This is a genomic window from Streptomyces sp. NPDC057543 (assembly GCF_042801895.1).
GTDB lineage: Bacteria > Actinomycetota > Actinomycetes > Streptomycetales > Streptomycetaceae > Streptomyces.
On sequence record NZ_JBHVFF010000004.1, the window covers coordinates 14,132 to 29,215 of the forward strand.

A 15,084-nucleotide genomic window follows, 5' to 3' on the forward strand; every position below is an offset into this window, starting at 1 on the left:
GCTGCGCGGCCATACTTGGCTGCATGGCGCTGACCGCGACCCTCGCGGGCTGTTCCTCCCTCACCCCGAGCAGTGCCGGCGGGGACGGCGATCTCGTGCTGCGGGTGCAGGGCATGCCGCCGGCCACCGACAAGCCGGGGGTCGCCCTGTTCAAGAAGCAGGTGGCCGACTTCGAGAAGGCCAACCCGGGCATCAAGGTCAAGGGTTCGACCACGGTCTTCGACCCGCTGACGTTCTCCGCGAAGCTGTCCGGCGGCAATGTCGAGGAAGTCATCAAGGTGCCGCTGACCGAGCCGCAGCGGCTCATCCAGCAGAAGCAGGTGCAGCCGATCACGGGGCAGCTGAAGGAGTGGAAGCACTTCAAGGAGTTCAACCCTCAGGTCCTCCAGCCGCTCACCGACAGCGCCGGCGACGTGTACGGCGTGCCGCAGAATCCGTACGCCCAGGGCCTGGTCTACAACCGCGAGCTCTTCGAGAAGGCCGGCCTCGACCCGGACAGACCGCCGACCACCTGGGCGGAAGTCCGCACAGCCGCCAAGAGGATCAGCGACAGTACCGGCAAGGCGGGCTTCCTCCACGAGTCCAAGGACAACCAGGGCGGCTGGCAGCTGACGATGCTGTCGTACGCCTTCGGTGGCGAGCTGGAGAAGGAGCAGGGTGGCACGTACACCGCCACGCTCACCGGGGAGCCGACGAAGAAGGCATTGCGGCTGCTCAAGGACATGCGCTGGAAGGACGATTCGCTCGGCAAAACCCTGCTCAACAATCAGAACGACGTGATCAAGCAGTTCGCGGCCGGTCAGGTCGGCATGTTCATGGGCAGCCCGGGGACGTACCGACTGGCAAAGATGCAGTTCGGCATGGAGAACACCGACGCCTTCGGAGTCGCCCCGATGCCGCAGTCCGGCGGCGACGCGACACTCACCGGCGGCGACATCTACATGGTCCCGAAGTCCGCCGACAAGAAGCATGCGGCAGCGGCCGTCGAGTGGCTGACCTTCGCCTACGCCAAGCCGCAGTACAGCACCGACATCGCCGCCGAGCAGGCCAAGGCGCTCTCCGCCGACCCGAAGTCCGCGGTGGGCGTGCCAACGCTTCCGGTCTTCGACAAAAAGCGCCAGACCGAGATCGACGCAGCGATCAAGCCGTACGTCAATGTGAAGCTGCAGAACTTCAAGCCGTACATCGACGGTCTCTCCACGCTGAAACTGAAGCCGGAGCCGCCGTACCAGGCGCAGAAGCTGTACACCGTGCTCGACCCGGTGGTCCAGGCTGTGCTCACCAAGCGCGACGCCGACATCGACTCCCTGCTGGCCTCGGCCGAGAAGGACGTCAATGCCAAGCTCGCCGCGGACCAGAAGTAGCCGCCCCATGGCCCTGCTCACTCCGTCCCGGCGCCCGGCCGCTGTGGCCAAGGAGCCCGTTCCGCGAACCCTGCCGCAGCGGCGGCGTGGCAGCGGCTCCCGCAAACAGTTCACGGCCTGGCTGTTCCTCGTCCCCGCGCTGCTGGTCTTCGGGCTCTTTGCCTGGTGGCCGATCGTGCGCAGCCTGCTGCTCAGCTTCCAGAAGACCAACCTCGTCGAGCCCGCGGTCTGGGTCGGCCTGGACAACTTCCGTACTCTGTTCGACGATCCGCTGCTCGGCACCGCCGTCGGGAACACCCTGTTCTTCGTGGCCCTCGGCCTGCTGATCGGCTTCCCGGCGCCGCTGATCCTGGCCGCGATCATGTCGACGGTGCGGCGCGGCGCGGGCGTCTACCGCTTCCTGGTGTATCTGCCGGTGGTCATCCCGCCAGTGGTGGCGATCCTGCTCTGGAAGTGGTTCTACGATCCCGGGAGCGGGCTCTTCAACAACGTCCTCGGCAAGGTCGGGCTCGGCCCGTACTCGTGGCTGGAGTCCTCCGACAGCGCCATGCTCTCGCTGGTCCTGGAGGCCACCTGGGCGGGCATGGGCGGCGCCGTCCTGATCTACCTCGCGGCGATGGTCGGCATCCCCGGCGAACTCTATGAGGCCGCCGAGATGGACGGCGCCGGGATCTGGCGGCGGATCTGGCATGTGATGCTGCCCCAACTCCGGTCCGTCATCGGACTGTTGCTGCTCGTCCAGCTGATCAACACGGTGCAGGTCTTCACCGAGCCGTACGTCTTCACCGGCGGCGGACCCGAGAACTCCACCCTCACGGTCCTGCTGCTGATCTTCCGGTACGCCTTCCAGGACGGCGAGTACGGCCAGGCCGCCGCACTCTCCTTCCTGATGGTGCTCGCCCTCGCCCTGCTCTCCGCGGTGTATCTGCGGGCCACCCGCAGCTGGAGCACGTCATGACCACGCTCACCACCTTCGTCTCCACCAACGACCGCCAACGCCCCGGCGTACGCGCCGCAGTGCGCTCCATCCAGGTGTTCACCCTGATCCTGCTGCTGCTCATCGGCATCGGGCCGCTGTACTGGATGGTCAAGGGCGCGGTCTCAACGCCCACCGAGCTCACCACTCAGCCCCTGGCCCTCTGGCCGGACCGGCCGGCCCTGGGCAACTTCTCGGCGGCGTACACCGATCTGAGTGTCGGCCGCTATCTGATGAACACCTTCCTGGTGGTCGGCGGATCGTGGTTCGTGCAGCTCTTCGTCTCGGCCACGGCGGGCTTCGCCCTATCGGTGCTCAGGCCGAGGTTCGGCAAGGCCGTCTACGGGGCGATTCTCGCCACGATGTTCGTGCCGTACACGGTGAACATGGTCAGCCTCTTCATGACCGTGATCGATGTGCCGTTCCTCCACCTCAACCTGGGCGACACCTACTGGGCGATCTGGCTGCCGGCCGGCACGAACGCCTTCACGGTGCTACTCGCCAAGCAGTTCTTCGACGCCCTGCCGAAGGAGCTGTTCGACGCGGCACGGGTCGACGGGGCGAGTACCTGGCAACTGCTCACCAAGATCGTGCTGCCCATGAGCAAGCCGGTGCTCGCCGTGATCAGTCTGCTCGCGGTGATGCACTCCTGGAAGGACTTCATCTGGCCGCTGGTGGCCATCACCGACCCTGAGAAGCAGCCGATCAGCGTCGCTCTCGCCCAGCTCGCCACGCAGGCTCCGCAGGACCAGCTGATCGCCGCGATGGTGCTCGCCGTCGCCCCGCCGGTGCTCGTCTTCGTCGTCTGCCAGAAGTACATCGTCGCCGGGCTCGGCTTCACCGGAGTCAAGGGCTGAGTTCCACCGGAGCCAACGGCCGAGCCCTCAACTCCCCCACCACACCTTCCGCTTCGGAGCCTTCGGAGCATCCGGAACACCCCGACCAAGAGAAGGGCACCTCCATGTCAGTCGCCCGCCGCAGATTCATCCAGGGCACGGCCGTCGCCACCGGCGCCGCACTGCTGCCGACCGTTCCCGCGTACGCCGCAGAGCCGGTCACCATCGAGGCCGACGGCATCACCCTGGTCGGCCGTAGCGACGGCAGCGTCCTCGTGCAGGACGGTGCGGGCACCGACCGCATCCTGCTCAACCACTTCATGATCAAGGACACCGCGCTCGGCCAGCAGCGCACCTTCGGCGGTACGCCCGCCCGGATCACGCTCCCCGACGGGCGGCCCGCGATTCAGGTCACGTACACGATGGCGAGCAGCGTGTCCGGAGTCACGGTGCGCGGCACCTTCGACGTCACCCCTCACAAGGCACACATGAAGTGGGAGGTCGCCGGCTCCAGCACGCTCACACCGGCCGGCTTCATGTTCTCCCGCACGGTGTACGAAGCGAGCGCGGCGGAGTCGTACGAAGCGCTTACCGTCTGGGAGCGGGACGCCCGGGGCGGCATTCCGTACGAGGTGAACGCGGGCGGCGCGTACGTGGAGACGTGGGCGGGATCGAAGGGCTTCTTCTGCCTTTCGTCCACCAACCCGGCGAGCACGAACGCCACATGGGTCCATTCCCCCGGCACCTCGACCGGCGCGGGCACCGCGGTCACCGAGGCCGATCTGGTCCTCGGCGATCTGCGGCCGCGCGGGGCGGGAGCGCTCGCTGCCAAGAGGCCCCTCGGCGTGGAGGTGTGGACCGACCAGCCGTTCAACCTCTACACGGCGGCCGGGCAGACGATGACGCTCAAGGCGCAGGTCGTCAACGGCTCCGCCGCGGCCAGGAAGGTGACCCTGACGTGGTGGGCGCGGGACTTCGGCGGCAAGAAGATCGCCGGTGGAACGCTCTGCAAGAACCTCGCGGCGGGCGCCGCCTGGAATGCCTCCTTTCCTCTGACCTCGCCGTCGCAGAACATCGTGTTCACCGAGGTGCAGGCGGTCAGCGGCAGTGACAAGGCGCTGGCCCGCACGAATCTGAGCGTGCTCCCGGAGTTCGCGTACAAGGCGGGCAAGGAGTCGATGTTCGGCCTCGCCAACTACCCCTGGCTGCTCAAGCCCGGCAAGGACGCCGTACTCGGGCTGGTCAGGACGCTCGGCATCAAGTGGATCCGCATCGCCTACGCAGGCGCCCCGGGTATCGACACCGCGACTCTGGACGCGAACGGCATCGGGCACAACGTGGAGCTGAGCGGCATCCCCGTGGGCGGTAGTCCGGAGCAGATCGCGGCCTGGGCCGACACGAATGTCGCCAAGGCCCTGGACGCCGAGGCCGCGTACTTCGAGGTGAGCAACGAGGTCAACCAGCCCTGGATGTCTGGCCGCGGCGCCGACGCCTACGTCCGGGACGGTCTGCGCCAGGTCACCACGCGCCTCGACGCGGCGGGCTCGCGGATGAAGGTCATGAACGCCGGCCTGGGCGGCATGGACTACGTATGGACCAAGAACTTCCATGACGCGGGCGGCTGGGACCTCATCGACGCCTTCGCCTTCCACCCCGGTCGCGGCAACTTCACGCCCGACTTCGCACCGCCGCCCGAGGAGTGGACGCAGGGGTCGTCCGGCTCGTACTGGAACTTCCTCGGCGCACTGCGCAAGGCGAACCAGGTCCTTCAGGAGTACGGCGGCGACAAGGAGCTGTGGCTCACCGAGGCGTACGCGCCGACCCGGCCCAACGTGTGGTGGAGCGACACCTACCGGCACGCCGCCGAGAACACGCTGCTCACCCTCGCTCTCGCCAAGTCCGAGAAGGTGCGCGCCGTCAACTGGTACCAGCTGCACGACTCGGTGCTCTACCACCCGCAGGAGGCCGACCCGGCCAACCCCGAATACCACTACGGCCTGATGAACCGCGACACCAGCGCCAAGCCCTCGCTCCTCGCCTTCGCGACCGCCGCCCGGGTCCTGGACGAGGCCGAGTTCGTCCGGCATCTCGCCTTCACGGACCAGGACATCAAGGGGCTCCTCTTCACCACTCCCGGCGGACCGGTGTCGATCATCTGGAGCCGCAAGGACGGGTACATCCTCAACTCCGAGCACGGCGAGGATCCTTGGTACGCATCGCCCGAGCCATGGATCGACACCTGGACGACCAGGACCACGGTCGTGGCCCACTCGGGGACGGTCAACGGCAGGGTGCGAGAGCTGAACTGCATCGGCCAGGAGCGCTCTCTGAAAGCCTCCAGCGGCAAGATCACCCTCACCCTCGACGGCGCCCCGCGCATCTACTACGGTCTCGCCGCCAATCCCGACTGGAAGTAAGTGACGTACGACATGAGGAATGAAACCGCACGGCACGACATCACCGTCGTCGGCGGCGGCCTGGCCGGGGTCTGCGCGGCGATCGCCGCGGCCCGGCTCGGCCGAAGCGTCGCGCTGATCAACAACAGGCCGGTGCTCGGCGGCAACGCGAGCAGCGAGGTCCGGGTCTGGGTGTGCGGCGCGACCGGCCACGGCAAGAATCACCATGCCCGTGAGGGCGGCATCATGGGCGAGTTGCTCGTGGAGAACCAGTTCCGCAACCCGGACGGGAACCCCTATTACTGGGATGCCGTGGTCCTGGACGCCGTGCGCGCCGAGCCCGGCATCACGCTCTACCTCAACACCGACGTGCGCGAGGTCGACGCCGAAGGTCCGGACGAGGCCCGGCGGATCACCTCGGTCACCGGCTGGATGATGGGCTCGGAGCGGCGGATACGTTTCGAGAGCTCGCTCTTCCTCGACTGCACGGGAGACGGCCTGATCGGCCACCTGGCGGGCGCCCACCACCGCATCGGCCGGGAATCGCGCGCCGAGTACGACGAGGCATGGGCTCCGGAGACGGCCGACGACATCACTCTGGGATCGACTCTCCTCTTCTATACGAAGGATGCCGGTCACCCGGTCAAATTCGTGCCGCCGAACTTCGCCAAGGACATCACCCGGACCTCCATCCCGCAGCGCCGCATCATCAAGGCGGGCGACAACGGCTGCGCGTACTGGTGGATCGAGTTCGGCGGCGAGCTCGACACCGTCCACGACAACGAACGCATCCGCGACGAACTGTGGTCGGTGATCCACGGCATCTGGGACCACATCAAGAACTCCGGCGAGTTCGACGCGGCGAACATGACCCTGGAGTGGGTGGGCTCGGTCCCCGGTAAACGGGAGTACCGGCGCTTCCTCGGCGACTACGTCCTGCACCAGGGCGACATCCTCGGCCAGACCGAGTTCGCCGACCGGGTCGCGTTCGGCGGCTGGTCGATCGACCTGCATCCGCCACAGGGGATGTACGCCACCGGGGCAGGTGCCAAACAGCTCTACGCGGACGGTATTTACCACATTCCGTTCCGCAGCCTCTACTCGGTGAACACCGAGAACCTGCTCTTCGCCGGGCGCAACATCTCCGCCAGCCATGTCGCCTTCGGCTCGACCCGGGTCATGGCGACCTGCGCCACGATCGGCCAGGCGGCCGGCACGGCGGCGGCGCTCTGCGCCTCCGGGGATGTCACCCCGCGCGGACTCCCCGTGCCCGAGCTGCACCGGGCGCTGCTGCGCCACGATGCCTCGCTCATCGGCCTCGCCTCGACGGACCCGGAGGATCTGGCCCTGCTGGCGACGGTCAGCGCGTCGTCCGCCTTGAGCAGCCTGGCGGTCGAGGAATCCGACGAGCCCTGGCCGCTCGCGGCGGACGCCGGACTCGTCCTCCCCGCGGACCCGGGCCTCCTGGGGGTGGAGCTGCTCGTCGACGCCGACCGCGACACCGAGATCGTGATCGATCTGTACGACCCCGAACTCGGCCAGAACTACGTCCCGCGCCGCCTGGTCGCCTCCACCACCGTACCCGTCGCCGCCGGTGCCCGGCAGTGGATCAGGACGGGCCTGGACTGGTCCCCCGAAACCCCTCGCAACGCCTTCCTGGTGGTCCGCGCCAACGACGCCCTCGCCCTGCACCGCTCCGACCGCCCGACCCCCGGCGTCCTGTGCTTCACGCGCGTCCCGCTGCGCCCGTCGGACGAATCGCCGCAGCCGCTGCGCGAGTGGACGGACACGGGCCTGCTGCGCCGCACCTTCTGCCTCCGTACGGGAGGGACCGCGGCCTACTCCCCCGCCAAGGCCACCGACGGCTATGCCCGCCCGTACGCGGGACCCCACATGTGGGTCTCCGCACCACTGGCGGACGTCCCTTCCCCCTGGCTCGAGTTGGCCTGGCCCGAACCGGTCACCCTGGGCCGGATCGAGGTCATCGCCGACGACGACGTCAACGAGGACCTGATCAACTTGCACCACCACCGCACGCCCTTCGACACCCTCCCCACCCTCCTTCGCGACTACCGCGTCGAGGCACTGGATACTGACGGCGCCTGGCGCGTCATCGCCCGTGCGGCGCAGAATCGGCGGCGACGCGAGACGCACAGGCCGGCGGAGCCGGTCACCACATCGGCGATCCGGGTCGTCGTCGAAGCCACCAACGGGGCGGCGTCGGCGCACATCGTCGCCGTGCGCGCCTACGAGTAGAAGCACTGACGCAGGAGAGTGACTGAATGGTCGAAAGAGCGATGGTCACCGGGGCCGCCGGGCGGATCGGGCGAGCGGTCCTCGCGCTGCTCGCCGAGCGCGGGATCGAGGCGAACGCCTTGGTACTCGATGATCCCGGTGATCTCGCGGCACGCCTGGTCGTGACCGGTGACGCGGCCGACGCGAAGACCGTGCGGGCGGCTCTGGAGGGCGCCGACGCGGTCATCCACCTGGCGGCGATCCCGACTCCCGAGCGCAACACCGCATGTGAGGTCTTCGCGGGCAACAGCCTCTCCACCTTCACCGTCCTGGAGGAGGCCGGCCGGGCCGGGATCCGGCATGCGGCGGTGGCAAGCTCCTGGGGCGTCACGGGCCTGCCCTGGACGGACGTCGAGGATCCGCATCCGCCGTACGCACCGGTCGATGAGCCGATGGCCTCCCAGGTTGCCGACCCTTACGGCCTGTCCAAACAGGTCGACGAGCTGACAGCGCAAATGATGGCGCGGCGGCACGGGATGAGCGTGGTGTGCCTGCGCTATCCGTACGTGGGCGGATTCGAGGAACGGCTGCTCGCCCACGCCGCCCGGCTCACGGCCGACCCGGCCGCGGGGGCAAGGGACCTGTGGACGTACCTCGAGGTCCATGACGCGGCGGGGGCCGCGCTGCTTGCCTTGGACGTACCAGGTCATGCGGCGCACGCGGTACACCTCTGCGCCCCCGAGATCATCGTGCCGTACCCGACGGAGGAACTGCTGCGCCGCTATCACCCCACCACCGTGCTGCGGCGCCCGCTGCCGGGTCGCGCGGCGCCGGTCGACACCTCGGCCGCGCGCAGGCTGCTGGGGTTCACGGCACAGAATCTCCTCGGTCACGGGGCGGTTGTGCCGAGTTGAGATCACGACGGCCGCCGAACCACCGCAGATGGTGGGTGTTTCGTATTCGGCGGGTGGGACGTGGTCGATCTCACCGTGAATCGGAGCACTGGCCACGGACTGCCGGCTGAGCCGGTACGGAGGCCGCTCGGCTCCCTGTCCGCCACTTCCGTGGTGACGACTTTCTTCCCGCGCACCGCCCCGACCAGGCCCTCGGCCTTCATCAGCAGCTCGACGGTGCATCGGGCCACCTGATGGCCCTGGCGCTTGAGCTCGGCATGGTGCCCGCCATGGACCACCGCGCAGTGCGGATGATCACCAACGGCGTCGTCGACCGCACCGTGGAGAACTGGGTCGCCGACGAGCACAGCCGCTCGACGGTGAAGAACCGCCTGTTCACCGGTCCGCGCGGCGGACGCATCTCCACCGCGGTCCTGCGCGACGCCACCCACTGGGACGACGTGGTCACCAAGCTCGGCTACGAACGCCTGCGCCGCCACGACCTCCGGTACACCGGATTGACCTGGTTCGCCGACGCAGGAGTCCAGGTCCACGTCCTGGGACGAATCGCCGGCCGCGGTTCCCTGACCACCACCCAGCGCTACCTCTACCCGGACGTACACAAAATCACGGCAGCCGGGGCGGCGCTCTCCGCCCACCTCAGCGTGCTCCGCGCACCGCGTTCCCTACCGAGCCCGATCGTCATGACCCGCTGAGGCCGGTCAAGGGCGCCGGTCCCCAACTGGTCCCCAAGAATGATCAAGGGGCCGCTCCGGATTTCTCCGGAACAGCCCCTGACCTACGACTCTTTCGAGTCGGGACGACAGGATTTGAACCTGCGACCCCTTGACCCCCAGTCAAGTGCGCTACCAAGCTGCGCCACGTCCCGATGCCCGCCTGACCTGGGGTTTCCCCTGGCCGAACGCGCATGAGAACAATACCGCACTTGGACCGGTGGTCACGAACGCCTTTCCGTTGCTTGACCTCAACCAAACTTGATGTTCAACGCTGGGTTCATGACGAACACGACTGCCGCGCCGGCGGGCGGCTACCGCGACATGAACCGGCTGATGGGCCTGATGACGGGGGACGAGAAGCACGGCCCCGCCGCGACCTCCACGCTGGATGCCCTCTGGGTGCTGTACGACCGGGTGCTGCGGGTGACGCCCGGCACCGTGGACGCGCCGGACCGCGACCGGTTCCTGCTGTCCAAGGGGCACGGGCCGATGGCGTACTACGCGGTCCTGGCCGCGCACGGCTTCTTCGACGAGGAGCTGCTGCCGGGGTTCGGTGCGTACGACTCCCCGCTCGGGCACCACCCGGACAGGACGCTGGTGCCGGGGGTGGAGATCGGCAGCGGGTCGCTGGGGCACGGGCTGCCGCTGGCCGTGGGGACCGCGCTCGGCCTGCGGGCGCGGGGGCTGACCGACCCGAGGGTATGGGTGCTGATCGGCGATGCCGAGCTGGACGAGGGCAGCAATCACGAGGCGCTCGCCTACGCGGGCCCGGCCGGGCTGGAGCGGCTGCACACCGTAGTGATCGACAACGCGTCGGCGTCGTACGGCCGGCCCGGTGGGATCGCGGCCCGGTTCGAGACCGCCGGCTGGTCGGTCGACTCCGTAGACGGACGGGACCACGAGGCGTTGTACGCGGCCTTCACCGCGCCGCACACCGGACGCCCGCGCGCCGTGATCGCGCGCGTCGCCCCGAAGCACTGATCCCACGGACGAAGACAACGTAACGGAGAGAGACACATGGACACGATGCGTGACCGCTTCATCTCGACCACGTCGCAGCTGCTGGACGAGGACCCCCGCCTCGCCCTGGTGCTGGCCGAGATCAGCCGGGACGGTTTCGAACGGGCCGCTCGGGCCCATCCGGACCGGGTCATCAATGTGGGGATCAGGGAACAGCTGCTGATCGGTGCGGGCGCCGGGATGGCGCTCGCCGGACTGCGGCCCATCGTGCACACCTTCGCCAGCTTCCTGGTGGAGCGGCCGTTCGAGCAGGTCAAGCTGGACTTCGGCCATCAGGGGGTGGGCGGGGTGCTGGTGAGCGCCGGAGGCTCGTACGACTGGCCCGCCGGCGGCTTCACCCACATGTCGCCGGGCGATGTCACCCTCATGGACACCCTCGACGACTGGACGATCCATGTGCCGGGCCACCCCGACGAGGCCGAGGAGCTGCTGCGGCAGGCAGCGGCCGAGGACGGCCGGGTGTACGTACGGCTGTCGCTCCAGTCGAACAGGCGAGCGCGGCCGGTCGGCGCGGGGACCGGGTTCATCACGGTGCGGGAGGGGAAGGGCGGGGTGGTGATCGCGGTCGGACCGATGCTCGACAACGTCCTCGCGGCGACCGACGGCCTCGATGTGACCGTGTTGTACGCGACGACGGTGCGCCCGTTCGACGGGGTCGGGCTGCGGCGGGCGGTCGGCGGCGGGGCCGCCGAGGTGGTGATCGTCGAGCCGTACCTGGCGGGCACATCCACGGCAGTCGCCAATGACGCGCTCATCGAACTGCCGCACCGTGTGCTGGGCCTCGGGGTGGGGCGGGCCGAGTTGCGCAAGTACGGGGAGATCGACGAGCACCTCACCGCCCACGGCCTGGATCCGCGGGGGCTGCGGGAACGCATCGGCGCGTTCCTCGGCGGCTGAAGCGCATCGGCGCGTTCGGACCCTCGCCGAGCGGAGCGGGAGCCCTCTTAGGGGGGCAACCGCTCTCCCCCGCCTGTGGCGCCGAGAGCACGTGACGTCACAAAGAACCCACAGAGTGCGCTCCCGACCCATTGACCCCATCAAAACCTGATCCTACGCTGAACGATGCACTCCAGAAAGCGCTTTCTAATTCCCGCAGTCGGCATCTACCGAACAGGGAGCGCCCATGAGTCATCCGAGTCATCACCCTTCGCACCGTCGACCGTTACCCGCCTCTCGGCTTCCGTCGCCGATCGTCGCCCTGACCGCACTCCTGGCGTTGGTCCTCGGCTTCCTGGTGGCCTCCCCGCCCCGGGCCCACGCCGCTTCCTTCCGGGTCCTCGTCTACTCCGAGGTCACCAACTTCAGGCATGACTCGATTCCCGCCGGAATCGAGGCGATCAAGAAGCTCGGCGCCGAGAACGGATTCGAGGTCGAGGCGACCGACGACTCCGCCGTCTTCAACGACACCGACCTCGCCCGCTTCCAGGCGGTCGTGTTCAACAACACCAACTCCATCCCGGAGACAGGCGACTTGCTGAACTCCGACGAGCGGGCGGCCCTGCAGAAGTACATCCGTGCGGGTGGCGGCTGGGTCGGTCTGCACGCCGCGTCCGCGAGTGAACGCGACTGGGACTGGTACGAGGGTCTTGTCGGTGCGATCTTCGACCAGCACCCCGCCGTACAGACCGGCCGGATCAAGGTCCTCGACCACGCGCACCCCTCCACGAAGGGGCTTCCGGATCTCTGGGAGCGTACGGAGGAGTGGTACAACTGGCGCACCAACCCGACCTCCAAGGTGCACACCCTCGCGCAGATCAAGGTGCGCGACGGCATCACCGGCCTCGACGAGGGTGTGGACCATCCGTGGTCCTGGTGCCAGAACTACGACGGCGGCCGCTCCTGGTTCACCGCGGGCGGGCACGCGTCCTCGGCGTTCCAGGAGGAGGGCTTCGTCCAGCACCTGCTCGGCGGCATCGAGTGGGCCGCGGGTGCGAAGCCGGGCGACTGCACGGCGACGCGGACCGGTTCGTTCCAGCGGACCGCGCTGGCCACCAGCGATCTCGCCGATCCCTTCGAGCTGGCCGTGGCGCCCGACCGGCGGGTGTTCTTCGCCCAGCGCACCGGAAAGCTGAAGGTCATCGACCAGCGGACGATGAAGGTGTCGACCGCGCTGGACTTCGCGTACACACCGGAGATGACCAGTCAGTCCGACGGACTGCTCGGCCTCGCCCTCGACCCGGATTTCGCGGACAACAACTGGCTCTATCTCCTGCACTCCGACAAGACGGAGAAGCAGCTCAATCTCTCCCGGTTCACGGTCACCGGCAACACGGTCGACCCGGCCTCGGAGAAGCGGTTGCTGACCATCCCGACCTGGCGGGGCGAAGGGCGGGCCAATTCCCACATGGCCGGTTCGCTCGCCTTCGACAAGGCCGGCAACCTGTACGCGGCGACCGGTGACAACACCGATCCGTTCGCCTCGGACGGCTTCACCCCGATCGACGAGGGCCCGGGCCGCCGCGCCTGGGACGCCCAGGGCACGGCGGGCAATACGAACGATCTGCGCGGCAAGATCCTGCGCATCACACCGAAGGACGACGGTACGTACACCGTTCCCGAGGGGAATCTCTTCGCACCCGGTACGGAGAAGACCCGTCCGGAGGTCTATGCGATGGGGATGCGCAACCCCTTCCGGATCACCACCGATCCGCTGAGCGGCGCACTGCTGGTCGCCGACTACGGTCCGGACGCCAAGACGGCGGTCGCCGACCGCGGGCCCGAGGGCACGGTCGAGTACACCCGCATCACGAAGGCGGGGAACTTCGGCTGGCCGTACTGCATCGGCAACAACACCCCGTTCAACGACTACGACTTCACGACGAAGACGCCGGGGCCGAAGTTCGACTGCGCGGCGCTCGTCAATGACTCCCCGAACAACACCGGGTTGCGGGAACTGCCGCCCGCCCAGCCCGCCACCGTTTGGTACGCCTACTCCGCGTCCGCCGAATTCCCGGAGCTCGGCACGGGAGGCGGCGGCCCGATGAGCGGTCCCGTGTACGACTACGACCCGGACAACACCTACCGCACCAAGTTCCCGGAGTACTTCGAAGGGAAGTGGATCAACTACGAGCTGACCCGCCGCTGGTTCAAGACGTTCTCCTTCCAGCAGAAGGACCAGACGTTCGACGATCCCCGGTTCGCGCCCGTCAGGGCCGGTGAACTCCAGTCCATCAACGGAATCTTCCAGGACATGCAGTGGAACCAGCCCTTCGACGCGGACTTCGGGCCCGACGGGGCGCTGTACGTCATCGACTTCGGGCTCGGCAGCGGTACGGGCCGCGGTGGCAGCAACGAGGGCGCGGGCATCTACCGGATCGACTACGTCGGTGACGGCCGGCTGCCCGACGCGAAGATCACCGCGAGCCGGGACAACGGTCCGGCGCCGCTCTCCGTCACGTTCTCCAGTGCCGGTTCCGGCGTACCCGGCGGTCAACCTGTCTCGTACGCCTGGGACTTCGACGGCGACGGCACCACGGACTCGACGGACGCCAACCCCTCGTACACGTATCGCACGAAGGGGCTGGTCACCGCGCGGCTCACGGTCACCGGGCCCGGCGGACTGACGGCGCAGGCCGTGCAGGACATCACCGTCGGCAACTCCCGTCCGGAGGTGACCCTCAAACAGCCTCCGAACGGCGGGATGTTCAGCTTCGGCGACACCATCCCCTTCACCGTGAAGGTCAAGGACAAGGAGGACGGGAAGGGCGGGCCGATCGACTGTTCACGAGTGGTCGTGCAGTCGCAGCTCGGTCATGACACGCATCTGCACCCGCTCGACAACTACACCGGCTGCGCGGGGGAGATCGTCACGGACACCGGCGACAGCCACGGCCCGGGACAGAACCTCTACTACGGAATCACCGCCCAGTACCAGGACAAGGGCGCCCCGGACGCACCCGCGCTCACCGGTTCCACCTCGCTCACCCTGCGGACCGCCTTCCGCGAGGCCGAGCACTTCACGGCGACCGGCGGCACGCACGGCGGTGCGGTGATCGGGGACAGAGCCGATGCCTCCGGCGGGAAACGGCTGACCGAGATCGAGGACGGCGACTGGATCGGCTTCGATCCGGTGAACCTGAAGAACATCGACTCGGTGACCGTCGGGGCGGCCTCCGGCGGGATCGGCGGGAACATCGAATTCCGGGCCGGGTCGCCGACGGGCCCGCTGCTCGGCAAGGTGACCGTTCCGAACACCGGCGACTGGGGCAAGGTGGTCTCTCCGACGACGGCCCTGACGGATCCCGGCGGCAGCTTCAAGCTGTACGCGGTGTTCAGCAACCCGGAGTGGAGCGGCGACAAGGCCGATCTGTTCGCGGTCGACTGGCTGCACTTCAACGGTCCCGGCGTCGAGAAGCGGCCCGGTACGAAGGTCGCGGTGCGGGCCGCTCCGGCGACCGGCTCCGCACCGCTCGCCGTGGCACTGAGCAGTGCGGTCGAGCCGGTGGCCGGGCGCACGATCGCTTCGTACCACTGGAACTTCGGCGACAACAGCGCCGGGGACGGTGCGACGGCCACCCACACCTACGGCCGCAAGGGTGAGTACACCGCGCACCTCACGGTCACCGACGACAAGGGCGACACCAGCACCGGCTCTGTACGCATCGACGTGAGTTGAGAAAGGAAACCC

The 15,084-nt window shown here is 68.3% G+C and carries 10 protein-coding genes, 1 tRNA gene and 1 pseudogene; 10 read left to right on the forward strand and 2 right to left on the reverse strand.

From position 1 onward, the window contains the following. Positions 1–23: 23 nt before the first annotated feature. From ACFU8Q_RS01500 to ACFU8Q_RS01525, 6 genes are all read left to right on the forward strand, one after another. Positions 24–1,364 carry an ABC transporter substrate-binding protein gene (locus tag ACFU8Q_RS01500; protein WP_384446576.1) on the forward strand — a complete coding sequence of 447 codons (1,341 nt, stop codon included), beginning with the start codon at positions 24–26 and terminating at the stop codon, positions 1,362–1,364. Positions 1,365–1,371: 7 nt separating this feature from the next. Beyond that, on the forward strand, positions 1,372–2,322 hold the full coding sequence (locus ACFU8Q_RS01505; protein WP_384446578.1) for a carbohydrate ABC transporter permease: 951 nt from the start codon (positions 1,372–1,374) through the stop codon (positions 2,320–2,322). After that, the gene (locus ACFU8Q_RS01510) at positions 2,319–3,197 is read left to right on the forward strand and encodes a carbohydrate ABC transporter permease (protein WP_327277530.1); all 879 of its coding nucleotides are present in this window, start codon (positions 2,319–2,321) and stop codon (positions 3,195–3,197) included. Before ACFU8Q_RS01505 ends, ACFU8Q_RS01510 begins: the two co-directional genes overlap by 4 nt. Before the next feature lie 104 nt (positions 3,198–3,301). Continuing rightward, positions 3,302–5,593, forward strand: a complete 2,292-nt coding sequence (locus ACFU8Q_RS01515; protein WP_384446580.1) for a hypothetical protein — start codon at positions 3,302–3,304, stop codon at positions 5,591–5,593. 12 nt (positions 5,594–5,605) lie between these two features. Beyond that, positions 5,606–7,828 carry an FAD-dependent oxidoreductase gene (locus ACFU8Q_RS01520; RefSeq protein ID WP_384446582.1) on the forward strand — a complete coding sequence of 741 codons (2,223 nt, stop codon included), beginning with the start codon at positions 5,606–5,608 and terminating at the stop codon, positions 7,826–7,828. 26 nt (positions 7,829–7,854) lie between these two features. Continuing rightward, complete coding sequence (locus tag ACFU8Q_RS01525; RefSeq protein ID WP_384446584.1) at positions 7,855–8,721, forward strand: NAD-dependent epimerase/dehydratase family protein; 867 nt, start codon at positions 7,855–7,857, stop codon at positions 8,719–8,721. Between the two features lie 149 nt (positions 8,722–8,870). On the opposite strand, the pseudogene ACFU8Q_RS01530 reads toward ACFU8Q_RS01525, so the two are convergent. Further along, positions 8,871–8,975 (reverse strand): annotated as a pseudogene (locus ACFU8Q_RS01530) (IS3 family transposase); the annotation flags it as partial. A 15-nt stretch (positions 8,976–8,990) separates the two neighbouring features. Between ACFU8Q_RS01530 and ACFU8Q_RS01535 the strand changes: the two are divergent. Continuing rightward, positions 8,991–9,416, forward strand: a complete 426-nt coding sequence (locus ACFU8Q_RS01535; protein ID WP_384446586.1) for a hypothetical protein — start codon at positions 8,991–8,993, stop codon at positions 9,414–9,416. A gap of 99 nt (positions 9,417–9,515) precedes the next feature. On the opposite strand, the gene ACFU8Q_RS01540 is transcribed toward ACFU8Q_RS01535, so the two are convergent. Then, positions 9,516–9,589: transfer RNA gene (locus tag ACFU8Q_RS01540), tRNA-Pro, on the reverse strand. A 127-nt stretch (positions 9,590–9,716) separates the two neighbouring features. On the opposite strand from ACFU8Q_RS01540, the gene ACFU8Q_RS01545 reads away from it, so the two are divergent. The 3 genes from ACFU8Q_RS01545 (at position 9,717) to ACFU8Q_RS01555 (ending at position 15,072) form a co-directional block, all read left to right on the forward strand. Beyond that, positions 9,717–10,418 (forward strand): transketolase, encoded by a 702-nt coding sequence (locus ACFU8Q_RS01545; protein WP_384446588.1) that lies wholly within the window; start codon positions 9,717–9,719, stop codon positions 10,416–10,418. 36 nt (positions 10,419–10,454) lie between these two features. After that, positions 10,455–11,354, forward strand: a complete 900-nt coding sequence (locus tag ACFU8Q_RS01550; RefSeq protein ID WP_384446590.1) for a transketolase family protein — start codon at positions 10,455–10,457, stop codon at positions 11,352–11,354. Positions 11,355–11,580: 226 nt separating this feature from the next. Continuing rightward, complete coding sequence (locus tag ACFU8Q_RS01555; RefSeq protein WP_384446592.1) at positions 11,581–15,072, forward strand: ThuA domain-containing protein; 3,492 nt, start codon at positions 11,581–11,583, stop codon at positions 15,070–15,072. Positions 15,073–15,084 lie beyond the last annotated feature (12 nt).

Excerpts from the sequence above, each read along its gene's own strand:
- ACFU8Q_RS01500 (WP_384446576.1), top strand. The coding sequence starts at position 24 with ATGGCGCTGACCGCGACCCTCGCGGGCTGTTCCTCCCTCACCCCGAGC.
- ACFU8Q_RS01505 (WP_384446578.1), top strand. The coding sequence starts at position 1,372 with ATGGCCCTGCTCACTCCGTCCCGGCGCCCGGCCGCTGTGGCCAAGGAG.
- ACFU8Q_RS01510 (WP_327277530.1), top strand. The coding sequence starts at position 2,319 with ATGACCACGCTCACCACCTTCGTCTCCACCAACGACCGCCAACGCCCC.
- ACFU8Q_RS01515 (WP_384446580.1), top strand. The coding sequence starts at position 3,302 with ATGTCAGTCGCCCGCCGCAGATTCATCCAGGGCACGGCCGTCGCCACC.
- ACFU8Q_RS01520 (WP_384446582.1), top strand. The coding sequence starts at position 5,606 with ATGAGGAATGAAACCGCACGGCACGACATCACCGTCGTCGGCGGCGGC.
- ACFU8Q_RS01525 (WP_384446584.1), top strand. The coding sequence starts at position 7,855 with ATGGTCGAAAGAGCGATGGTCACCGGGGCCGCCGGGCGGATCGGGCGA.
- ACFU8Q_RS01535 (WP_384446586.1), top strand. The coding sequence starts at position 8,991 with ATGGACCACCGCGCAGTGCGGATGATCACCAACGGCGTCGTCGACCGC.
- ACFU8Q_RS01545 (WP_384446588.1), top strand. The coding sequence starts at position 9,717 with ATGACGAACACGACTGCCGCGCCGGCGGGCGGCTACCGCGACATGAAC.
- ACFU8Q_RS01550 (WP_384446590.1), top strand. The coding sequence starts at position 10,455 with ATGGACACGATGCGTGACCGCTTCATCTCGACCACGTCGCAGCTGCTG.
- ACFU8Q_RS01555 (WP_384446592.1), top strand. The coding sequence starts at position 11,581 with ATGAGTCATCCGAGTCATCACCCTTCGCACCGTCGACCGTTACCCGCC.